At 49.6% G+C, this 23,126-nt stretch carries 17 protein-coding genes; 4 read left to right on the top strand and 13 right to left on the bottom strand.

The window, feature by feature from the left end; genetic code table 11:
* Nucleotides 1–70: 70 nt before the first annotated feature.
* From SHEWMR4_RS02625 to sirA, 11 genes are all read right to left on the bottom strand, one after another.
* Complete coding sequence (locus SHEWMR4_RS02625; RefSeq protein WP_011621300.1) at nucleotides 71–1,354, bottom strand: winged helix-turn-helix domain-containing protein; 1,284 nt, start codon at nucleotides 1,352–1,354, stop codon at nucleotides 71–73.
* Between the two features lie 213 nt (nucleotides 1,355–1,567).
* Nucleotides 1,568–2,455, bottom strand: a complete 888-nt coding sequence (locus SHEWMR4_RS02620) for an ABC transporter permease (RefSeq protein WP_011621299.1) — start codon at nucleotides 2,453–2,455, stop codon at nucleotides 1,568–1,570.
* A complete protein-coding gene (locus SHEWMR4_RS02615) occupies nucleotides 2,452–3,498 on the bottom strand; it encodes an ABC transporter ATP-binding protein (RefSeq protein ID WP_011621298.1) in 1,047 nt (348 codons plus the stop codon). The genes SHEWMR4_RS02620 and SHEWMR4_RS02615 overlap by 4 nt, the downstream gene beginning before the upstream one ends.
* The gene (gene nosD / locus SHEWMR4_RS02610) at nucleotides 3,479–4,768 is read right to left on the bottom strand and encodes a nitrous oxide reductase family maturation protein NosD (protein WP_011621297.1); all 1,290 of its coding nucleotides are present in this window, start codon (nucleotides 4,766–4,768) and stop codon (nucleotides 3,479–3,481) included. The genes SHEWMR4_RS02615 and nosD overlap by 20 nt, the downstream gene beginning before the upstream one ends.
* A 9-nt stretch (nucleotides 4,769–4,777) precedes the next feature.
* Nucleotides 4,778–5,269 (bottom strand): nitrous oxide reductase accessory protein NosL, encoded by a 492-nt coding sequence (locus tag SHEWMR4_RS02605; RefSeq protein ID WP_011621296.1) that lies wholly within the window; start codon nucleotides 5,267–5,269, stop codon nucleotides 4,778–4,780.
* A gap of 119 nt (nucleotides 5,270–5,388) precedes the next feature.
* Nucleotides 5,389–6,336, bottom strand: coding sequence for an NrfD/PsrC family molybdoenzyme membrane anchor subunit (gene nrfD / locus SHEWMR4_RS02600; protein WP_011621295.1), 948 nt, complete (start codon nucleotides 6,334–6,336; stop codon nucleotides 5,389–5,391).
* A 2-nt stretch (nucleotides 6,337–6,338) separates the two neighbouring features.
* A complete protein-coding gene (locus tag SHEWMR4_RS02595; RefSeq protein ID WP_011621294.1) occupies nucleotides 6,339–7,046 on the bottom strand; it encodes a 4Fe-4S dicluster domain-containing protein in 708 nt (235 codons plus the stop codon).
* Nucleotides 7,047–7,132: 86 nt separating this feature from the next.
* Nucleotides 7,133–7,807 carry a nitrite reductase gene (locus SHEWMR4_RS02590; protein WP_011621293.1) on the bottom strand — a complete coding sequence of 225 codons (675 nt, stop codon included), beginning with the start codon at nucleotides 7,805–7,807 and terminating at the stop codon, nucleotides 7,133–7,135.
* Nucleotides 7,808–7,871: 64 nt separating this feature from the next.
* Nucleotides 7,872–8,651, bottom strand: a complete 780-nt coding sequence (locus tag SHEWMR4_RS02585) for an FKBP-type peptidyl-prolyl cis-trans isomerase (protein ID WP_011621292.1) — start codon at nucleotides 8,649–8,651, stop codon at nucleotides 7,872–7,874.
* Between the two features lie 93 nt (nucleotides 8,652–8,744).
* Nucleotides 8,745–9,188 carry a rhodanese-like domain-containing protein gene (locus SHEWMR4_RS02580; protein WP_011621291.1) on the bottom strand — a complete coding sequence of 148 codons (444 nt, stop codon included), beginning with the start codon at nucleotides 9,186–9,188 and terminating at the stop codon, nucleotides 8,745–8,747.
* 58 nt (nucleotides 9,189–9,246) lie between these two features.
* Nucleotides 9,247–11,376, bottom strand: a complete 2,130-nt coding sequence (gene sirA / locus SHEWMR4_RS02575) for a dissimilatory sulfite reductase SirA (protein ID WP_011621290.1) — start codon at nucleotides 11,374–11,376, stop codon at nucleotides 9,247–9,249.
* A 546-nt stretch (nucleotides 11,377–11,922) separates the two neighbouring features.
* Between sirA and SHEWMR4_RS02570 the strand changes: the two genes are divergently transcribed.
* The 4 genes from SHEWMR4_RS02570 (at nucleotide 11,923) to SHEWMR4_RS02555 (ending at nucleotide 15,875) form a co-directional block, all read left to right on the top strand.
* Entirely contained in the window at nucleotides 11,923–13,962 is a 2,040-nt protein-coding gene (locus tag SHEWMR4_RS02570; RefSeq protein WP_011621289.1) for a heme lyase CcmF/NrfE family subunit, read from the top strand.
* Nucleotides 13,959–14,393: a cytochrome c-type biogenesis protein CcmH gene (locus tag SHEWMR4_RS02565; protein WP_011621288.1), complete on the top strand. Its 435-nt coding sequence runs from the start codon at nucleotides 13,959–13,961 to the stop codon at nucleotides 14,391–14,393. Before SHEWMR4_RS02570 ends, SHEWMR4_RS02565 begins: the two co-directional genes overlap by 4 nt.
* A 56-nt stretch (nucleotides 14,394–14,449) precedes the next feature.
* On the top strand, nucleotides 14,450–15,034 hold the full coding sequence (locus SHEWMR4_RS02560; protein ID WP_011621287.1) for a TlpA family protein disulfide reductase: 585 nt from the start codon (nucleotides 14,450–14,452) through the stop codon (nucleotides 15,032–15,034).
* Nucleotides 15,035–15,296: 262 nt separating this feature from the next.
* Complete coding sequence (locus tag SHEWMR4_RS02555; protein ID WP_011621286.1) at nucleotides 15,297–15,875, top strand: nucleoside triphosphate pyrophosphohydrolase family protein; 579 nt, start codon at nucleotides 15,297–15,299, stop codon at nucleotides 15,873–15,875.
* A gap of 144 nt (nucleotides 15,876–16,019) precedes the next feature.
* Here the strand turns inward: SHEWMR4_RS02555 and SHEWMR4_RS02550 are convergent, their stop codons facing one another.
* Both SHEWMR4_RS02550 and SHEWMR4_RS02545 read right to left on the bottom strand, forming a co-directional pair.
* The gene (locus tag SHEWMR4_RS02550; RefSeq protein WP_011621285.1) at nucleotides 16,020–17,594 is read right to left on the bottom strand and encodes a response regulator; all 1,575 of its coding nucleotides are present in this window, start codon (nucleotides 17,592–17,594) and stop codon (nucleotides 16,020–16,022) included.
* Nucleotides 17,585–22,630, bottom strand: a complete 5,046-nt coding sequence (locus SHEWMR4_RS02545) for a response regulator (RefSeq protein WP_011621284.1) — start codon at nucleotides 22,628–22,630, stop codon at nucleotides 17,585–17,587. The genes SHEWMR4_RS02550 and SHEWMR4_RS02545 overlap by 10 nt, the downstream gene beginning before the upstream one ends.
* Between the last annotated feature and the right edge of the window lie 496 nt (nucleotides 22,631–23,126).

The raw sequence follows: 23,126 nt of genomic DNA, 5'->3' as shown, positions 1-23,126 counted from the left end.
CTACAAACAGATGCTGCTAGCAAAAACCCAAACAGCCGATGGCTATCGGCTGTTTGCATAACACACTAGGTTAGAGTTTGACTTGAGTGTACTGAGTCCAGGCCAGCAGTTGTCCCATTTGTGGGACTATCCACACCGCCGTGCCCTTATTTTGATAAACCCGATAGTAAAACAGATCTTCATCGCGAATATCGTGCTTACGGATCGCGCGGTAAAACTGCATGGCAGAGCCACTCACCTCATCGGGTTTGGTGAGCTCTTTTTGCGACACTTTGACATGGAATACATCCACATTCAGATCATCAATTTGCGTTTGATACTGCTCAAACTCCCCACGGATAGTGTACTTAATCGGCGTGGTTAAACAGTCCTGATCGGTAATGCAGGAGGTGGAGTAAAACTTGCCCCGATTCTCCCCTTCGTACACCAGCGACATGCTGAGATCCGTACGCACCAGCAGCTCGCCCGCCACTGGGAAATATATATCCGCGTGGTAGTTATGCTCCAGCAGCTCCCCCGCCCCCTTGTCATCAATCGGCAGCACGATGCGGTTGTAGCGAATACGCTCCTCCATCGTCTTACTCAGCGGGATAAACTCGGCCATGTTAAGGCCCACCGGCGTTGCATCAATCGAGGTGATATTGATGATGCCCTTGCCGTTACAATCCTTGGCATCGAGCGAGGGGCAAATAGCCATCGAATAGTTTTTACCATCCGTTGCGGCGAAGGCGCTGAAATAAGGCAAGCCGCTGATATGGTTACCTTCTGGCGCTAGATGCTTTTGCCACCACGAGGGATGTAAATGTTCTTCGTCGTCGATATACAGCACCTGTGCCGTGCCCAAGGTACCGCCAATATTGAGGCTGATATATTTATCGGCGTTCCATTTTGCGACCTGTTTGACCACGGCATGGTGATCGCTCCAGTACCACACAGAGATAAGGATTAACCCCAGCATGACGATGCCTGCCAGTTTCGTCCACGCCGAGACACCGACAATGGCATCGCGGATCGCATCGGCATCGTTAATTGCCAACATCTTCACATGGGACTGTTCGGACACATGCAACTGATAACCGCGGCGCGCCACCGTTTTGAGCTGCACTTCGGTATAAGGCTCTAACTTTTTACGTAAGGTACTGATGCACTGGGTTAATGAGGTAGGCGCGACCACACGTTCTGGCCAGCCGACTTGCAGCAATTCTTCCTTGGTAAAAATCGCGTTCGGGGCAGATAACAGCAATACAAGTACGGCGGTTTCTGAAAAAGTCAGGCCGATCTGGGTTCCATGAACAAGGTCAACAAGCTCTTTGGCCTGTTCATCTAACATTAGGTATGAAGTGATTTTATGCATGTTAAGCGCCCAAACTAAGCCAACACAATAGACTATGATTGCGCTAACAACGGGCAAACACAGTGAAACTCAGTCTCACCCGAGAGCAACCGTGATTCCTAGCTACTAAATCAAGAGGGTTTATTTTACTTCTTAACAACATAAAATACTGTGACCCTATACTCAGTTTACCCATTGTTTATAAAGCATAAATTTAAACTAATGCAGAAAAAACTAAACCTCTTGCCTCGCAAAAATCCAGCAGGCTAGTAATCCTAACAGCCCTATCCAAGCCGCCAGCATGGCGTACATCAGCACAGGCCCCATTCCCGTTTGGGCAATCAGGGCGAGACTACTCTTAGCCGACAGGGTATCGGCGGGATTGGCCAGCAGGTTCAAGGCACGGAAAAGATCGGTAGGATTAATTAAAATCAATAGGTTAAATAGCTGGCGATTGAACACTTCCGCCAGACTCACCAGCGCCGTGAGTAGCACTAAGTCATAAACCAAGACCAACACAAACCACAGCAGCAGTAATATGCCCAGGGCTTTGGCCTTTTCGCGAACACACAGACTCACGCAATAACCCAAAAGCACAAACACCAGCGACAGCAAAATACCGCTGCTAATCAAGTGGATAAACCCTATGACTAAGGCGTATCTAGAGTGTCCGCCAACAAAGGCCAGTAGCAACAATGCCGTCGCGCCAAACCCCATCACACAGGCTGCAATCATCACATAGGCATGGCCGAGCAACTTGCCACACACCAACTGCCAACGGGCCAAGGGATAGGTGAGTAGCAGCAATAACGTGCCCGACTCACGCTCGCCGACAAAACTGTCGTAGCTGAGTAAAATCGCCCCCAAGGGCAAGATAAACACCGCGAGCGTGACTAAGCCAGAGAAGATTTGTACGCTATCGAGCAGCACCACTGTACCCGACACGGCGCTGCCCATAAAACTCACGCACAGGGACAAAATCAACAAGATACCCGCCATCAAGCCCAGCCAACGGTTGCGTAAATTGTCCTTAAATTCTTTAACTGCAACGGCTTGAATCAGTGTTAGCGCCCGTGGGGGACAATATTGGGCACAGCCTTGCTCGATACTTATCTGACTCATGCCACTAACTCCCTTTGATCTTGCTCGTCTTCAACCGCCGAGCACGCGGTTGACGAAGTAGAGCGATTCAGCCCTGCCATAAAGTGATGGAAAAGATCCTGCAAGCTCGGTGGAGCAATGGAAAACTCATGAATTTTAAGGAGATGCAATTGCTCGATAACCTTGGGCTTAAGCGCATCGGGCACACTAAAGCACACGCTGTTTGCGCTTGAGTGATTCCGCATTGAGGCGAACAGTGGCAGAGCCATTAGCTGCTGATATTGCAGCGGCGAAACGCGGTGCAACTCTAGCTGACTTGGCAGCGCGCTGATTGCCCTAAGCTGCGATAAATCGCCCGAGGCGAGCAGCCGACCTTGGCCTAAGATCAGCGCACTATCCATTTGATCTTGCACTAATCCTAACTCGTGAGTACTGATGATGATGGCGCAGCCCTGCGCCTTCAGTTGCGCCATTTTCTGATATAAAAATGCCGATGCGAGGGGATCTAAGCCCACAGTCGGTTCATCCAGCAATAGCACCTTAGGATCGGCTAATACCGCCTGAGCTAATCCCAAGCGTTGGCGCATCCCCTTGGAAAAGGTGCTTAGGCGTTTATCCTTGGCTGCCATTAGGCCGAATTCTTCCAGCAAAATGGATACTCGCTTGGGGGCGACCCCCTTAAGTTTGGCAAAATAGCTTAAGATCTCCTGCGCCGTCATATTGTCATAAAAGCTCACATTTTCAGGCAAATAGCCTAATGACAGATTAGCGTTAGGTCGCTTAGTATGCAGAGGTTGTCCCTGCACAAATAGCTCGCCATGGCTTGGGGAGACAAGCCCCAAGATCATTTTAATCAGGGTCGATTTACCCGCACCATTGTGGCCGAGTAGCGCTAAAGTTTGGCCGGCGTGCAGTTCAAAATGAAGATCAGTGAGCGCCTCAAATGTCGCATAACGCTTGTAAAGCCCAATGGCCTTAATCGCCACTTGTCCTTGGGATGAAGCCTCGTTTTTCATCAAGGTAAGCGCCTGTTTATGCTGTGCATCATTGCTGAAATGGCTCATTGCCCATCTCCTCGGTTTTCCATCCCATTAAGGGAAAGCTGTCACTCACGCCGCTCGCACTCGTTGGCTGAAACTGCCGCTCCACCCAACGCAGCAGCAAGACCACTGGGCTTTCCATCAAGAGCTTGGCCTCGGGATAGAGCCAAAAGAGTTTGTCTAAGCTGTCGTTGGGCCGATGGACTATATCCCCGACACCATCGCCATTAGTGTCCCAGCCCTGATATTCGGACCAGTAATTGCCCTGCCCCTGATAACTCCACTCGAGTTGCGCCTCGCCAACGTATTTGACTTGGGTTTGGTTGGCGACAATCCGGTTATGCCAAAGGCGATTTGCTTCGCCGCCCATGGCCATGCTGATCCCGGTATCGCTATGGCTAAACTCGTTCGCCTCGATGCGATTATTCTGCGCGGCGTAGATAAAAATGCCCTTGCCCTCGTTACCCAGCTCCACAGAGCCTTGGGGATTAACCACCTCAGTCGCGATGTTCGCCTGAATATGGGCATCGTCAGTGATATTGAGCAGAATGCCAAAGTCCCGCGCTTGGCTGACCTTATTGTGGTGTAGATAGATGTGCTGCGAGTTCATCAAGGCATAACCGCCATCGACGCTAATGGCTTGATTATTTGAGGCTTCATCGCCTCGGGTGTACATGTAATGGATGCCGTATTGCAACTTAGCGAATTGATTATGGTGGATTTGGCTGTCCGTCACCGACTCGAGATACACGCCATCGCGGACAAAAATAAAATGATTATCTTGCACCTGCGGCGCGCTCACATGCTTGAGGAAGACGCCGTCCCCCCTATCTAACACATAAATGGCACCATTACCGCTGATGCTGTTTTCCATAATGCGGGGCGCACTCAGCTGCTCGCCATAGATACCAAAGCCATCACCCACCAGCCGATTGCCCTTAATGAGCACTTCGTCAGCACCCACTTGCAGCAAGATCCCCGCATTCTGGTAATAAAGATCCTGCCCCCAGTGACGGATATTCAGCCCTTCGACGATGACCTTGGGCGCAGCAATGATTAAGGCGCTACCTTGGCGCAGGGCATCAAGAGTCGCCCCCGCTTCGCCCTTAAGATGAATCGTGCGGCTGACATTAAAATTGCCTTCGTAAACGGCGGTGGCGAGCACAACAGTGTCGCCATCCTGCGCCCGCGCGAGGGCTTGGGTTAAAGCCGCAGTATCTGTGACCCTAAACTCCTGCGCTAACCCAACAAGGGATAAGCTACAGAGCCAACCGAGGAGCAAACCGCGCCACATAGCAATCGCCTACTTATCGCCGGCCAGTAATTCGAGGGTGATCTCATCGAATCGAAGCACGCGGCCACCGTATTCTTGAGCAAAGGCCTCGGCGGCGGCTTTAGTGCTAAAAGGCGCTACAGCAGGCCCCATCACGGCTTTTTTACTGGTACCGTAGACATAAAACGCGCTGGCGGCATCGATAAAGGCGCCATCGTCTGGCTGTTCCCAGTCGGTCGATGCGGCGTCATGCACCATCATGTAATCAATTTGTCTTTTGTTTTCAGGCTGTAGGGCAAAGTTAAACATATCGCGACTGGAGCAAAACTTAGGCACCATCTTCTCGGCCTTCAAATGCACTTGCCCCTTAGGCCCGGGGTATTTAGTGATCACCATGCCGCAGAGATGGCAACGGTCATGCTCGTGGATCATCTCGGCTTTATGTTGATGATCAGTGGCTTCACTCTTATTGCAGCCCAATAACAAAGGAGCGAGTAGTAGCAAACTTAAGTACTTTTTCATCCTGTTATTCCTTGAAAAATATCAACGCCTCGCCAAGGCACCTTGCAGGGACAGACCTCTTGCGACGAGGGTTGATACAAAAATGGTTCTTAGCTCAAGCCTTTGGCCTTAGCTCTGGGTTAAATCGCGTAGTTTTGCCCCGCCAACAGGATGAAGAGTCGCAGGCACATCATGCCCACTACCGCGCACATGCCCGACATATAAAACGCTTTGGCCGAATGGCTAAAATGCTTACCTGTGGCGAAGTTAAGGAGCAGCGGCGCACCAAAGCCGATACCGACCACGCCAATCCAGAATACGCTTGCCCAGATCCCTTCTTGGAAGGCGGCAAAGGCAAACTGGCCTCCGGCATTGCCAGTTAACAGCGCGGTGGCGATCATAAAAATAAACAGGGCTTCGGCGAACATAATCGGCCACTCGGCGCCGTGTAGGATCTTCATCTCGCCGCTGTGCAAAGGTTCTTTAAACAACCACACCGCCAGCATTTTGGCCGAGGCGCCGCCCGCAGAAAGCCCCGAGGCAATAAACAGCGCAGGCAATACCGAGGTGTTGATCAGCGGGAAGCGGATCAAGGCGGAGATTAAGAAGCCGGTGTAAGCACAGACGGATAACGCCAGTAATAACACCAGTGCTTCCATCGGGCGTCTAAAGCCCTTCAGCTTAGTGATGATGGGGCCGAGGAACTGCAATTGGGGAATGGCCATCAGCTCTTTTTCGAGGGCGAATAGCGCGACCACAGCCACTAACGGGATATACACCGACAGGGCAATCACACCAATCGACATCACAGAATTTAAGTTGTAGAACACCAAAATTCGCCAGAAGAATAAGGGGTTAGTCAGGTCGAGCACCAGACACAACATCCCTAAACTGATAGTGACAAACGACAGCAGGGTCGCCGCTTTTAAAAAGGCGGTATTTTCAACCTGACCTAAGTAAAACCGCAGCGCCAGCGCAATGGTTAGCGCCCCGCCCGAGATGCCCGCGAAGAACAAATACACCGCAATCGGCCAAGGCCAAGCGACGCCTTGGGAGAGGCCTAAGGTAAATTCCATACTGGTATCCATATTTACACTCCCAGTTTGACGATTGGTATGTAACGTAAGCTCGGCTCGGTGCCAAACTGCGGCTTAATGCGCACTGAGTCTTTTACCGCTAAGAGTTTGCTTACGTAGGATTGAGGATCGTTGGCATCACCGAAGATCAGCGCATCGTATTTACAGCTCTGCACACAGGCGGGTAATTCGCCCTTGGCTAACTTGCTGTTCAAACAGAAATCGCAGTTATCGGCCACATCCGTATCGCTGTTGATGTAACGGGCGTTGTAAGGACAAGCCCCAATGCAGTATTTACAGCCGGCGCATTTGCTCGCGTCCATAGTCACAATGCCCGTTTTCGCATCGCGGTGCGCCGCGCCCGTAGGACAAACGGTCACACAGGGGGCGTTCTTGCACTGCTGGCAGGAAACCCGCACAAACTTACGTTCACAGTCACAACTCATCTTGCCGCAGTGCGGACAAGGCTGACCTTCGACACGGCCACTCTGCTGCTCGAGCAACACCCGTGACTTGCCTTCAGGTAAATGGTTGGCTTGATTACAGGCGGTTTTACAGTCGCCACAGCCGACACACTTGTTTTGGTCAAAGACCATGACGTAATGGGGCTTATGGGCGCCGTCGGACTCTTCTTTGACCGAACACCCGGCTAAAGGCGTTAACATCAAAGAGCACATGCCAGCGCTTTTAAGGAACCTCCGTCTCTCTATATTTTCACTCACAACATCCTCCATCTATCGGTTTTATACCGACGTTTTTATTTATATCGTTATCGTTCCAACATGCCTGAAAGTGGCTAGCGACTTGATTAATATCCACTTTCATTCAATTTGCTTTGGGCCTTGCCGATGGCGTTTAACAGGGCCTCACGATTAATCTCTGCCCTTGGCTGCGCCAGTAATGCTTGCCAATGGTCTATCGACTCTTGGTAGCGCCCATGGAGATAGGCATCGTTGGCCTGTAGCATCCGCGTCTGTGGCTCGAAGGGCGCGAGCGCCAAGATCTGTGCAATCAGTGCTTGGGTCTCTGCGGTCATTTGGCGGCCATCGCGGTAATAGAGGGCATTGGCCTTAGCGCCGAGCACCTCTGCATCCTCCCCCACCAACGCAAGCTGTTTGTCTAGGGTCTGCACCGCATCGGCATATAAGCCACCGGCGCTATAAGCCTCGGCAAGCGCCTGTAATGCCAACGGGTTTTGCGGTTGTTCATCCACGAGGCGCAGGGCTTTGGTGATGTCGGCAGCCACTAAATAGTCAATGTTTTCATTGAGCTTGCCTGTGTTCCAATCCTGATAACGCCCCGTTTGGCTATAGATGGCGAGCGTAAGTAGCAACAGCAGCGCACTGCACAGCACAGGCACACCATGGGAGACTTGAGACTCTCCCACCAGCGTTTGCCGCTGGTTTAAACGCGCGTGCTGCCAGAAAATCCAAGCCACAAACCCGCTTAACAGAAGTGCTATGCTGAATCCTAAACTTGCCATGCCTTACCTCGACGCTCGCCTATCCAAGTTCATCACTCACTGAACCTAAGCCAATGCTTAGCCCTTAGTGGGCAGGCATCATGCCCATCATGCGGGCTTCTTTTTTCTCGCTGGGCTTTTCGATATTTTTCAGTTCGATTTCAAAAATTAAGGTGGATTGCGGTGGGATTTCACCGACAAACTCATTGCCATAGGCCAGCTCTGCCGGGATAACAAAACGGTATTTAGAGCCCATAGGCATGAGTTTTAAGCCCTCTTCCCAACCTGGGATGACTGTCATCAGGGCGAAACGTGTGGGTTCCTCACGGCCGACGGTATTTTCAAACTCGGTGCCATCGATAAGCTTGCCAACGTACTCGACGGTGACCACATCTTCAGGGTTGGGTTTATTGCCAGAGCCTTGGGTTAACACTTCGTATTGCAGGCCTGACTCTGTAACGGTTACGCCTGATTTCTTCTTATTTTCAGCAAGATATGCTTCACCTGCCTTAGTGTTTTCCGCAGCGAGCTTCTCGGCGTTAGCCTTTCTCACTTGGTTTAACTGTTCGGCGCGTTGGTTAAGATAGGTCAGCACTTCTTCATCGGTTAATTGCTGCTGTTTTTTCAGCGCATCCACAAAGCCCTTCACCACTAAGTCCACATTCACTTCGGCGCCCAGTTCGACTTGGTTATAAATCTGGCCAGAAATGTAATTACCCACAGAGGCGCCGATGCTGTAAGACGCTTTATCCGCATCGGTTTTAAGCGTTGGGGCAGCAAAGCTCGCCATAGAGACAAACAATGCAGCGCAGGTCGCCACTGTGAGGTTTTTTGGGATAAAAGAAGTTGGCATAGATATTTTCATTTTATGTTCTCTACAATTTAGCCCTTGGGCTTTAGTGCTTTAGCCGAAAACGTATGGGTAACCCCATAACCGATTAAAATATTTATTTGATTACTATGGTTTTTCTGTTGTTCTGCCTGACATGCGCCAGCCGAAGATGCCATCGGCCATGTGGCGCACACCTGTGTAACCTAGCTTCATGGTTTCCCGTGCGGCCATGTTGCTGGCGGTACAAAGACGGTTAGCGCAATAGAACACCATCACAGCGTCTTTATTCTTTGGCAGTAGATCTCGCCAATTCTGCACATTGAAAAACACCGCTCCGGGGATAAAACCATCCGCCCAGATTTCCAGCGTGTTTACATCGAAAAAATACACCCCTGGCTTGCCGACTAAGGTTTCGGCTTCCCGCATGGAAATCGGATTCAACTGAATTTCGTTATAGGGCGCCTCGGAGATCTCAGAGCCACCACCAGCCACGACGGGTAAACTCATGCCACCTAGGCCCAGCGCCAGTAAGCCGCCTAATAGGCTGTGTCGAATCGCTTTATTCATCATTTGGCCTCGTATAGCCCCCGACACTCGCGTGTCGGGGACAAGTTAGACTCGAGTCGAACTACATTTTCTGTGCGCTCAGGCCGTTGCCATCGATAATGGCTTGGGCTTGAGTAACATAGGTCAAGGCAGCGTCGAGACGTTTCAGTGAATAACGTGGACCATGGACACCCCATGAGCCGTCAGCCTTGATTAGGCGAACAACGTCCTGGGCTTTGTCGGTCAACATCAACACTTGAGTCTTGTCTTCTACCGACAGCTTGGTGACTTCTAACAGCTTGTCGATACGGGCAAGGGCTTGTTCTACTTGAGCAAAAGTATCCTTAACGGGTTTTTGCCACTTTTGAACTTCGCCGTAGATTTCCAGCTGATCTTCGAAGTGCAGGCCGACTTCTAGCTCAGATTGGAACTGGCTATGACAACCTTTGTTATCCACCACATCATGGTCTGAGGCAGATGTACGGGCACAGGTCCACATCAGGTCGAGGTAGTTGTAGCCGTTCTCGTCTTTCGCCACAGTCCAGCCCTTAGTGGTCGCATCGCGAGACTTGCCTTCAGGTGGGTTGAGGGTCTTACGCAGTGGGTCGACATCAATCTTCCACATGTGTGACTTACGCACGTTGTCGAAGCCCGCCATATCTGGGAATTGGATCGCCGTGAAGTTTTCACAACTTCCCATGTTTGGCATATGACAGCTTTGACAGGTTTGGTTGCTGTGGGTGTTAGTGTTCTTGGCGATCTCGGCTTGGGCCGTGTGACAGTCAGTACACTCTTTGATGATTTTTGGCTTAGTCATACCCGTAGTCCAATCACCGTCGGTGACTTCGTGCGGATCGTGACAGGTTGAACAACGCATGCCTTTGTCATAGTGCGCTGAGGCAAACATTTGCGAACCTTCAGTACCACAGGATGGGCAAGAAGACTTCATCTTCACGTTGAAGGCATATTCCAGCTTCTCTTTACCCTGTGGCGTGTCGGCTAACTCTTCAACAAAGTTAAAGCGTTGGTGACAACGTTCACAGTTAGATGGCATGCCACCACCAATACCACCGTCTAAGTGACCACCTGCGCCGTGACACTCTTCACAGGTAATCCCTTTAGAAATCGTGTGTTTTTGCAGCTCTTTTGGGTTACCTAAAGCCGCGAAAAATTCATCTTTAGTTTGGAAGTCAAACTTAAAGCTGTGGCACATTTCGCAATAGGAGCTAGCCGGTTGGAACAGGAATTCCTTCTCGTACTTAGCGCCGTATGAACTCATGCCCCATTGGTGTGAACCGCTGGTACCGAAGTCTTCCATTTTGACGGGGAAGCTTGGGATAGCTTTGTTGATTTTGGCTGCCATTTCAGGGGTTAACCACTCAGCCCAACCACGGGAGAACTGGTTACCACCAGCGACCATAGTCCCAGTGCCATCCTTCAACAGACCGTCTTTCACGTGATAAGTACCACGCACTAGGTAGGCGTCGATAAAACCATACTTAGTCCGTGGTGTACCCACAGTGGCGTAGATGGCATCGGCGGTAATACCCGATGGCAGAATCGAGGTATCCTTAGTGCCATACATGGTTTTCTTCAGGTCGTTATCGACCTCAGGATGCTCGCCAGGGAAGCGAATCGTCTTAGAGTGGCGTGAACGTCTCCACTTCTCGTATTGCGGACCGTGACACTCACCGCATTTTTCTGGGCCGACAAACTTGTTCGGGAAATCTAAAATCGATTTGGCTCCTAAACGGTATTGCAGTGCCTTAGGACGCTGGCCATCGTTATAGGAGCTGTAACGCACTGCGGTGCCATCAGTGGGGTTCACTTCTTTACTGTGTTTGCTGTAAGCAACACTGTCACCACCGTGCAAATATTCTTCACCACGGTCACTGACTTTATAAGTGCCCTTTAATCGACCTTCAGCGTCGTATTTAAAAACTGGGTGATTTTCAAATAGAAAATCAAACAATTCTTGCTCTTGAACAATATAATCCTGCAGTGTTTTCACACCGCGGGATTTCTCCATTAAATTTTCATTTAAATTGGGGTTAGCCAGAATATCTTGAGTATAGTGGGATTGCTGTTTATTACCCACTCCAGGTACCACTTTCCCCTCCGACTTAGCATCGGCAGCGACTGTGGTAGCGCTTACGGCAGAACCTAAACAAAATAGCACGCTTAATGCTACTTTGGATTTCCATCGCTTCATCATTCACTCCTAATTTATCATTAGTTTTATATTTTCCACTGAACCTAACTGTTCACTGAACGACATAAACAATTGACCAGTGGCGGCATGATGAAGCAGCTAAACGCCTAAAAACCTGAGCTAGAGCACATTAAATTTAGCTTCAGAAATCAATAGAAATAAAAAGAAACAAATAAAACAAAACCAATGACTTAATTAAAATGCAGGAAAAATATTTTAGATATAAATCGTGTTTTTTGAGATATAAAAAGACCTAAAAAATGGTTTTATTTTTCAAAAATCACCAAAGAGAAACGTGACGATTTTAATGCCGAGACAGATCACATTCCTGCCCGAAAAACTCCGCTACCCTGCCAGTCAGTCCAAAGCGGGTGAAATGCTCGAGATATTTAAAAGCACTCAAAATTAAAAATAAGATTCATAAAAAATAATCCAGCGAGAATTGACATAAAGCTCAAATTAAAAGACTCGACATTATCAATGTTTAATTTCGCCATTAATGAATAGCCAATAAATCAGATTAACCATGCAACACAGGAAATCACTATGATAAGTATGATCCCAGAAATAGGTCACCTATTGCTCATCATAAGTACTGTGTTGGCATTATTCTCCACAATCATTCACTTTATTGGCATTCATCAACCACAGTTTTATTTAATCGAGTTCGGCAATAAATTATTTAATGCCATGTTTATAAGCTTATTGAGCGCACTCTTATGCCTTATTTATGGCTTTATTAGCGATGACTTTTCGGTTGCCTATGTGGCGAATCATTCCAACAGCCAACTCGCCCTCGGTTATAAAATTGCCGCAGTATGGGGCAGCCATGAAGGCTCTATGCTGTTTTGGGTGTTCGCCATCGCGTTATGGGGTGCCATCATCAATTGCCGCCAAGCGAGTAAATTCGTCGACTTAGATAACGCCGATGTGCAGACGGATAAAGCCTACTTTGCACGGCTACTGGCGATTCTCGCGCTCGTTATCCTCGGCTTTAATCTGTTTTTACTCTTTACCTCCAATCCCTTTGCCCGATTACTGCCTAACATCCCCATTGAAGGGCGCGACCTCAATCCGATATTGCAGGACATTGGCCTCATACTGCACCCACCTATGCTGTTTTTAGGCTATGTCGGGCTAACGGTATGTTTTGCTGCGGCGCTAGCATCCCTGCTGGGAGGCGTATTAGTGCATCGTCACCTCGAATACTTGCGGCCTTGGGTATTACTGGCATGGATTTTCCTCACGGGAGGCAATGCCTTTGGTTCTTGGTGGGCCTATAACGAATTGGGTTGGGGCGGTTGGTGGTTTTGGGATCCCGTTGAAAATGCTTCTTTTATTCCTTGGCTAGTCGCCACAGCGCTGGTGCATTCTTTAGTGCTGACCAGAAAGACCCAAGGCTTTGCCCTCACCACGCTATTTTTGTGCATCTTGGCATTTTCGCTGAGTTTACTCGGCAGCTTTTTGGTGCGTTCCGGCATAGTGCAATCTGTGCATGCCTTTGCGGCAGATCCCACCAGAGGCATGTCAATCCTATGTTTATTGGTGCTGTTTGTCGGCGCAGCGCTGCTGATTTTTGCACTCAAAGCCCAAGCCTTGAAGCACGAGGTCAGCCCTAGTCTATTGAGCAAAGAGACACTGTTACTGCTTGGCATCATAGTATTAGTGGTTGCAGCCTTTACCGTTCTGCTGGGCACCTTTTATCCCCTGCTATACGAGTTGCTAGGCTTAGGCACTCTGTCGGTCGGCGCCCCTTACTTTAATGCGATTTTTGTCCCACTGACCTTTATCGCGGTGATGCTAATGGGCATAGCACCGTTAATTGCTTGGGGACGATCGCGCGGCAAGCCACTCAAGGTATTAGCCTTGCCTTCTATCGCCATTGTGATTATCGCGGCGCTAATGAGTTATCAAACCCAAACCGATGGTGCTCTCTTCCTATTCCTTGGCTGCGCCAGTGCGTTGTTTTTACTCTGCTGTCTTGGGGTGAGTGTAACAGTGAAATCCAAAGCATTGACGCCACCTAAGCCCGCCATATCGACAACATCAAAGCGCGCCAGATTAGCCATGCTAGTCGGCCATTTTGGTGTGGCAGTCAGCATTATCGGCGCGACCTCGGTATCGTTTTTCGAGCAGGAAGCCTTGCTGCGTATGGGGCCTGGCCAAGGTAAACCCCTTGCCGATTATGTACTGGTCTACGAAAGCACAGAACCAGTAGTAACCCCAAGTTTTAGCGCGATTCAAGCCAATATCAGTATCCGCGCAGCCAAGCAGGATGACGTAGTGCTGGGTTACCTCCATCCACAGCGACAAACTTTTAATAGTAATGGCATGGAAGTGTCCCATGCGGGCATAGACCACGGTTTTTGGCGGGATCTCTATGTCTCTATGGGGCTGCAACTGAGCGACACCGAATATCTGATCCGCATTAGCTATAAGCCCTTGGCGACTTGGATTTGGCTGGGTGCTTTATTGATGATGCTTGCGGGCGCGATTGCCGCTTGGCCAATCAAACAAAGCCACAGAGTCGCACAAACAAAGGCGCTGAATGTCAGTCGCTCACCACAGGAGACAATGACGTTATGAACCCACTGTTTCGCTCACCCTATTTGAGCCTCTTATTTTGGTTGCTGTCGCTGAGTCTGTGCTTTGGCGGCGCGACGTTTCTCGCCACGGCGCAGGAGGCTCCCAACCTTGGCGCCTCCTATCAACAGCAAGCCATAGAGATTAGCAAAGTGCTGCGCTGCCCTATGGCAACTAATCAAACCTTATTTGAGTCGCAAGCACCGATTGCCCATGAGCTTAAAGGACAAATCTTTTCACTTTTGGAACAAGGCTATAAGCGGGATGAGATCCTCGATTTTATGGTGCAGCGCTATGGCGAGAAAATCCGTTATCAGCCCGAATTTAAGCCCGCCACACTGGCACTCTGGCTCGGCCCGCTCGTGCTGTTAGCCGCAGGATTTGGCTTAGGGTTTGCGCTGTTAAAGCGCAGGCCACAAGTCCCAAACGCATAGCCCCTAAAAGATAACCCCTTTACCCTATTGCTCAGTTTGAATAGAAGGATAACCCCATGAAATCTTACACCGCCAAGCTCGCTCTCCTTTGCACCGCATGGCTGCTGAGCTGCGCCGTTCAGGCCCATTCACTGCAAAACAAACTCTACGACACGGGTGATCCCATCCCTAAACCCAGAGTCATGACTGGCTTTATCGAGATGCAGCATGCCCGCGGCGTGCCCGAAGTGCCTTTTATCGATGAAGCTGGGCAGGCACACAGCTTAAAACAACACCAAGGCAAACTGACCTTAGTGAATCTGTGGGCGACTTGGTGCGTGCCCTGCTTACGGGAAATCCCTGAGCTGCAAAAACTCCAGCAACAATATGTCGATAAGAACATTGCCATAGTGCCCATCTCGATTGATGAAGAAGTAAAAGATGTACGACCATTTTTGGATCAGCATGGCTTTAACGACTACCGCACTTGGCTCGACCCAGACAAAAACATCGAGCAGATCATCCCAGCCAACGTTGTCCCCGCTACCTATGTTTTTGATGCTAAAGGCAACCTAGTCGGTTTTGTCCGTGGCTATCTCGATTGGACCGATAAAGAGGTTGCGCCCTATTTGGATAAGCTTATCGCTAAATATGCCCAGTAATTACACTTGGCACTAATGAGTACAGCACTAAAGGGCTAAGGTGGTTTTGTCTTAGCCAATCCATGAATCAAATCTCCGTTCGGTAACCCACCCTAAATCTTTGCCGAAGCCCGCTGCTCCCCAATTTGGCAGCGGGTATTTTTCCCCAAGGCGGACTCGCTTTGTATTCTGCGCCACCTTTCTTTAGAATTGCCGCTGTTATCCATGAATCGATTTTGCAAATCCATTCGTAAAACCCATTGATAAAATCTAAGGCTTCCCGATGAAACTCACTTGTTTAACTCAACCTATTTATGACCACTTGTACCGTGATATCAGTGAGTTTCGCAGCACCTTCGACCTCGCCGTCAACGATGCTAACTCCTTGGATGAAAAGGCCGACACGCTACATACTTCACTGATTATTGAAGAATTAACCGAACTTGCCGAAGCCGATAGCCGTATCGAACAGGCCGATGCTATTGTCGATTCTGTGTATGTATTAATGGGGCGTTTAGTGCATTTAGGCGCGGCCCAAATGAGTGACCGCCTAGAGATCAGCTACCTTATCGACTTGCTGCTGTGTGTGGCTAAAAACCGTGAAATCGACTTTATCGCCTGCTGGGATGAAGTGCATTCGAGCAACATGAGCAAAGTGTGCCGCAATGAGCAGGAACTGACAGAGACTATCGCCTTCTATGCCGAGCAAGGCGTTGAAATCGTTGGCAGCAAAAAGGGCGAGTTTATCATCGCCAAATGCGCTAAGGATGTGGAAATGGCCGGTAAAGTCGTGCGCCAAGGCAAGGTATTAAAGTCAGTGTACTATCGCCCTGCGGATTTAACTCAGTTAGTAAAAGCGTAAAACAGCTGCCTAGGCTGCACAGCATGTAGCAACAGCATGCAGCCTAGGCCGCTTCCTTAGTCCGATGCGTCTTGTTCGGCATCCTTGCGGTATTCCCAACTGTCCATCGCAGACTAAGATGGTCGCAGCATAGCCGTTTTGCACTTATTCCTCGGCGACGATGGCATCTATGGCCGCGGGTAGGCGGATTTCAACTCGAGTCAGTAACTTAGTGTCATCCACCACGAGATTAGCCTCGCCCTTTTGCGCCCTTGCAAACAAACGTGCCGCATAGGTGCCAATGCCTAAGCCCTCACTCTTACCTTGAGTGACATACTTTTCCCAAAACTGCTCACGGATATCGACGGGCACGACACCAGTGTTTTCGATAGCGATCAGCACTTCGCCTTCTTGACGCATCAGCGAAATCGCCACTTTAGTCTTAGCTCGCGCCGCCTCGAAGGCATTTTTAATCAGATTGAACAACATGGGATGGCAGAGTTTAGGATCGCCTATCACATCGAATTGACTGTTGGGGTCTTCATCGGGCAACAGATACGCCACTAACTGTTTGCTGTGAAAGTTGACCTGCGCCGCCTGTAGCAATTGCTTCAGCATTTCATGCACTGAAAACCACTCGGCATCCAAGGCATATTGCCCCGCCTCGATACGCAGAATATCCGAGGTCAAATTCACCGTATTAATCGACTGTAAGGCCAGCTCATCGACCAAATTAATCTTGGGTAACCAGTCCTTAGGACAGCTTTTATCCTGCGCGAGTTTTTGCGCCAGCGCGCTGATGGTCACCAGCGGATTTTTAAGATCGTGGCTCATGATGCCATCGGCACTGTCCTTTAGTCGCGCAAGCCGCTGCATCTCGTCGCACTCTTGCTGTAATGTCCGCTGGCGCTGCATTTGTGCTAGCACATTCGCCAGTTTGAGCTTTAAGATCTCCGGCTGCACTGGTTTATTAAGATAGTCGATAGCGCCGCCTCTAAGCCCCTGTAGATGATGCTCAACCTCGCCGAGGGCGCTGACAAAAATCACTGGGATCTGCGCCGATTTAGGCTCAGATCTCAAGGCTTGCAGCACTTGGTGTCCGTCCATTTCGGGCATCATCACATCTAACAACACCGCATCGGGCGGCGTTGTTGATTGGCAAATTTTGAGTGCCGCTTTACCGTCCTTAGCAAATAGCACCTTGTATTCGTCGTTTAAGAGTCCCGCCATAAAGGCCAGATTATCCGGCATATCATCGACCACCAGCACCACATTCATTGCTGATGAGGGTTCGGACATTGGCGTTACTGCAGCATTAGAAGCTATGGGCAAAGTCGGAACAGACTTAGCCCGCTTATGCCGGCGCGTAAGAGCCTGTAACACTCTCGCCTGCAAGGTTTTGGAGTTAAAGGGCTTCGCAATAATGTCTGAGACCCCGTACTTCAGCGCCGCGTCTACCAAGCCTCGATGGGCATTAGCCGTCACTAAGATAATGGGTAACTCCCGCCATTTTTCCTGTTGGCGCAAGTTCTCGAGTAACTCTTGGCCATCACCATCGGGCATACTCCAATCCAGCAGCAACAACTCGATCTGATGACGCTGTAAGACATCCAAGGCTTGGCGACCACAATCGGCCTGTAACACCTGACCAAAACCGAGTTGCCGCAGCTGCTCGGCCATAATCTTACGCAGGGCATCCATATCCTCAACAATCAAACACTGCATCTGACCTAACTGCATACGTCCTCCTGCGCCAGTTTAAGAGTGTGCAGTCGCGCTAATGCCTGTTCAAAATCAAACAGTTCTACATCCATTTTTAACTGTTTAAGCACACTCGCCTGGGACTGAAACTGCGGCGCATGGATAAGCTTATTTACCCATTCCAAAGCGTTGGTATTGTATTCCAGCAGGCTGTTTTCTAATTGCTCCATCAACCCAATTAGGGCGTCATCATCCAGTGTGGTTTCATGCTGGCTGTTGAGCTGTTGATGCCAAAGCTCCAAGCCATTGACCAAACACTGCAATTCGGTTTGTAGCCCCAACAGTTGCTCGTGTAACTCCACGGTAAAACTCTGCTGCGCCGTCTGGCATTGTAGCTCGAGTTCGCCAGCTTGACGGCTGATCTCCACCGCCCCCACATTAGCGGCAACGCCCTTTAAGGTGTGCAGGCTTAAGCGCAGCTCATCGATATTCTCATCCTGCCAAGCTCGCTGTTGCTGCCCAAGCAGTGTCTTACTGGTGTTGATAAACAAGCCCAGCAAATGGCTGTAGAGCGACTCGTTGTGATCGCAAAGCGCCAAACCATTGTGAGTCTGTAAGCCATCGAGCTGCGGCAAGCTATGGGCCGTGCTCGCTCGCTTTAATACCAAGGGCACAGATTTACGCTGCTTGGGCGTGATCCAGCGCGCCATCACAGTGTAGAGATCCTTCACATGCACAGGTTTAGTGATTTGGTCGTTCATTCCCACCGCCAGTGCTTTTTCAATATCACCGGACATGGCGTTGGCCGTCATGGCTAAAATCGGTAAATTGGCAAACTGAGGCAATTCGCGGATACGGCGGGTCGCCTCGTAACCATCGAGCACCGGCATCTGGCAATCCATTAACACGCAGTCGAAGTACTGCTGCTCGATGCGATCTATGGCCTCAAGCCCATGATTAGCCACAGTGACATTCACGCCCGCTTGGTGCAGCAACTCCACCGCCAGCTCCTGATTGAGCTGATTATCCTCTACCAGTAACACCTCTGCCCCCGCTAGCTGGGTCTTAAGGGCGTGTAAGGAATGATCCTGCTGCATTTGCCTGCCATTCTCATTGTTATGTCCCAGCAGGGATAACAGGGCATTGCCGATTGCGATGGGCGTCAGTGGCTTCGTTTGTGACAACACCCTTGGGTTATTCTCAATCAGCGGTCTTAGGGCGTCCTGATCGCTAAGGTTACCAACCAACAACATACGTGAATCGGGATTCGCCGTCAGCGCATCCAGTAACTCAGGGCTAAATGCACTGTAATCACAGAGCACCAGCTGGCGTGTCCTCGAGTGTTTAAGCTCTTCAATCACGCTATTGGTCTCGGCCACCGCCACCTGCATCTTAGCCGCCAGCCCATGCTCGGTGAGCAGCTTTTCCAATCTAGGATGCAACCCGACTAGCTTAGCGGTTTCGCCCGCTAAGGCATCGAATAGCGACTGAGACTCATAGGTATCGGCACAGTTGAGTGTGAGCCTGAGATAGAAGCGGCTCCCCACGCCTAACTCGCTCTCGCACCACACTTCGCCGCCCATCAGGTGGGCTAGGCGCTTACAAATGGCTAACCCCAGCCCTGTTCCACCATATTCCCGTGAAGTCGAGGCATCGACTTGTTCGAATGAGCCAAATAACACTCCCTGTTTTTGGTCGGGGATCCCAATGCCAAAATCTTCCACACAGAAGGTGAGTTCAACCTGCTCCCCCTGCTGCTGAGTCTGACAACTCAAGACCACACTGCTGTCGTTGTGGGAAAACTTCACCGCGTTATTGCAGTAGTTGATCAAAATTTGCCCCAGACGCAAGCCATCACCATGGTAGTAACGGGGCAACTCGGGCGGCAGATCGAAGATAAATGCCATGTTCTTCTCTTCAACCTTGTAACTCACTACATTGGCCAAGTTAGACAGCACATCGTCGAGATCGAATACGGTACATTCGATATCCATCTTCTCGGCCTCGATTTTAGAAAAATCCAAAATATCGTTGAGTATGCCCAGCAAAGAACCGGCCGCCTGATGCACCTTGCCCACATAATCCCGTTGCTTGCTGCTCAGCTCCGTCTGCAGCACTAGATACGACATGCCGAGAATGGCATTCATCGGCGTGCGGATCTCGTGGGACATATTGGCTAAAAAGTCCGACTTAGCGCGGTTAGCCGCCTCGGCAGCATCTTTTGCTATGGCTAACTCATCCTGGATCGACTTAGTGTCGGTAATATCTAAGGCCCAACAGAGGTTAGCATTTTGGCCATCCTGCACTGTGTGATAAGAGGTCAGCAGCACATCGCGGCGCTGCCCATGGGCATCAAACAGTTGTGTCTCAAATACGGTACTGTCTTGGCTTAAATCCAATTCACGAATATGGCAACGGTAGTCTTCGGGCTGCACAAAAATCCGATAAACAGATTGGCCGACTTCTAGCCCCGTCATCTCGGTAATCTGCTCATTCACATAACGGCAAACCCCTTCAACACAGATCCAGACGCCGATCGGACTTCTGCCTAATACGTTTTTAAGCAGATCCCGCTCGCGCTCGAGCAAGGCATTCATCAATTTTCGTTCCGACAGATCGTGGTATGACCCGAGCACAAACAGGGAGCCATTGAGCTCGATTCGCTTAAGCGTCACATCAACATGAATGATCTCTGCCGCAGTGGTAATAAACTCGGATTCAAACTTAAGCTGCCCTTGGTCTAGCACGGTTTGCAGACGCCGCTCAAACACGCTCTGATTTAAAGCATCGTCGCTCTGTTCGGGGTAATAGACTAAGGTGCGCTGACCAATGAGTTGGTCTTTACTCTGATACTTAAGTAATGACAGCAACGCACTGTTACATTCAATGATCACCCCTTGGCTATCGGTAATGACACAGGCATCGACCGCAGAATCGAACAGCGCCTGAAACTTGTGCATGCTCAGGCTTAGCTGCTGTTCTGTGTGGATCCGCTGCGCGATATCCTTATTTAACCGCCTGTTGCGCAAGCTAAAAAGAAACAGCACCAGCAAGACCGCCACGGCAATACGCACCGCCCAGTTAAACACTTGCTGCTTCTTTAACCCCAGGTCATATTGCACATTCACCCAACGGTGCTGAATTTCGCGTGCCTTATCCTGCGGAATTTGTGCAAATGCCTTGTTTAAGATGCTCTGCAGCTCGGGCCAGTCCTTACGCACTCCCATAGAAATGCCAAAGCGATAGTCAGTGGCGGCCGTTATCTGGAGGCGATTAAAGGGGGGGGACTGGAGTAAGTGTGCGGTACTCGGGAAATTTACAAAGGCCGCATCCACCTGACGCTTATCCACCGCCGTTAAGGCCTGCTCCAAGTTGCTGACGGGGACCAGTACAATATCAGGATAGTCATCAAGCAAATGGTTTTGAGTAATGTCGCCAGCAACCACGCTGACCGACTTACCCTTGAGGCTTTCAAGACTATTAAAGTGTGTCCCCTCAATAGGGGTCACAATCACGGGCGGATACTGATTTAGGGGATCGGTAAATAGCATCCACTGCTCACGCCCAGAGCCCGCCGACGCCAGAGATAACATATCCACTTTACGGTGTTTAAATTCCTCGACCGCTTGCTGCCAAGAACCTTCGTTATAGGTCTGAAAAATCAGTGGCACCACACGGCTGATTTCGGCGAGATAATCCGCCATCATGCCGCGGTGAATACCGTTTTCATCAATAAAATCAATTGGAGCAGAATGGGGATCCACGCCAACCCTGACGATGGGATTGTTGTTGATAAAGGCCCTTTCCTCGACGGTTAATATGCTCATAAAGCGATGCAAATCCATATTGGGGATCAGTGCACCTAAGCGAAAATCGACCAAAAACAGATTTTTATTGAGCGCCAACGAGACACGGGCAAAATCGGGTTGCAATGAGTCAAAATCGAGTAACTCGTAGTAATCGTTATAGTTATTCGGGCTGATGATCAAGGGCGCTATTAAAAACTCCGCCCCCTTGGAACGAATATCCACTCCGTTTAAGTAGTCGAACAGCAGCACCAGGCTAAATGCGCCCTGAAACTCCACGCCACCGACACCCGCGGCGATAGTGCCATTTTGGATCCCTTGAGCGAGCTGATAATCCCAGCTTAACGAGGCAATATGGGGAATGGGTCTTAGTGTACTGGCTTCGGCCTCATGACTCACCGCCAAGGCCATTGTGGTATCCATGGCAATCACAGTGTTGATACTAGGATCTTGTTTTATGGCTTTTAGATAAGCATCACGCGCCGCCGAGGCCGTCCAATCGGTATTCACCACTTTGAGCTTGGCATTGGCAAATTGCTTGTTCACCGCACTTTTCAGTTCAGCGGTACGCTTTTGCACATCGAGGTTATCTTTGTTTCCCGCGAGTAACAGCACATTCATCCGCTCGGCAGAGTTTTCATGCTCAAACATTTTTTCGAGCAGACTCTGTCCGAGGTTGGTGTTGTTTATCGCTACTCGGCCAATCCAGTTGGGGTTTTGGGTCCTGAGGGATAATGAGCTTTGTTTAAATTCAGAATTGATGGTCACAACAGGTATATGCTGCTGATTAGCCTCGGCTAAGAGTTCCTGCCCCATACCCGAAACGGGAACAAATACAATCCCAGAGACCTTGTTATCTATCGCCTCATGGCCCAGTTTGAGTAGGGTTTCCGGGGTGCCATCACCGTAAACAACGTCGAGCTGGATATTGAGATCCATCGCCGCAATCTTGGCAAACTTAGCAATTTGATGCCAAAAGGGTCTATCCGATTCCAAGATCATACTCACCCTATGGCTATGGGCGAGCTTTTGCGCGGGCGTCAACTGAGATAACGCTTGACGATACTGTTGTTGTGAGACCTCGTTTGCCATTGCCATATTAGGGAATAGCCCAAAATGCACGGCGAATAAACTCACTAGGCAAACAACATATCCCAGAGAAGCGATACGCTTCCCAAGATGGATTTGTTGTTTATGACAGCAAATGACCGCCAAGACTTGTCGAATGGTCCTGTATAAATGACCCGATGAAATGCCAAAAACGGCCATAACTTTTCCTCTTAGGTTAAGTTTCTTACCGTCCCGTTGGTATGAATGGTGTTATTAAGAATAAGAACTGACGAAATGCGAACAGCGAAAATACGTTGGCGGCTATTAAAACCGAGATAATGGATGGAGCTCATTTGGCCGCATATCCACGGGGGCCAATGGCGCATTCGCTCATAAAACAGGCAACAATTGTAAGAAAAACTTTAACGACTAAAAAGTATCAATCCCGAAAAGTGTGAACAAAACAGGTCAAAAGATACAACATGATACATTTTTTTGGAGTATTATCCTGTCAGTACAAGATTTAACCAGTCGTTAAATCCGCGATTTTATTTTTCCGTCAAGCTTACAGTTATCGCCAACATATAACCTGACAATGAAAAATCTATCATTATTTTTTATGATATTTTTCATATTGTTATATTACATCTTCATGGAATTAAGCAGCATTAACCGCCTAGTTTGGCACTGGCATTAACGGGGACGAATTGGGGTT

It is taken from the genome of Shewanella sp. MR-4 (assembly GCF_000014685.1).
Classification (GTDB): domain Bacteria; phylum Pseudomonadota; class Gammaproteobacteria; order Enterobacterales; family Shewanellaceae; genus Shewanella.
The sequence above is the reverse complement of the archived record's forward strand: the minus strand, read 5'-3'. Positions and strand labels throughout refer to the sequence as shown.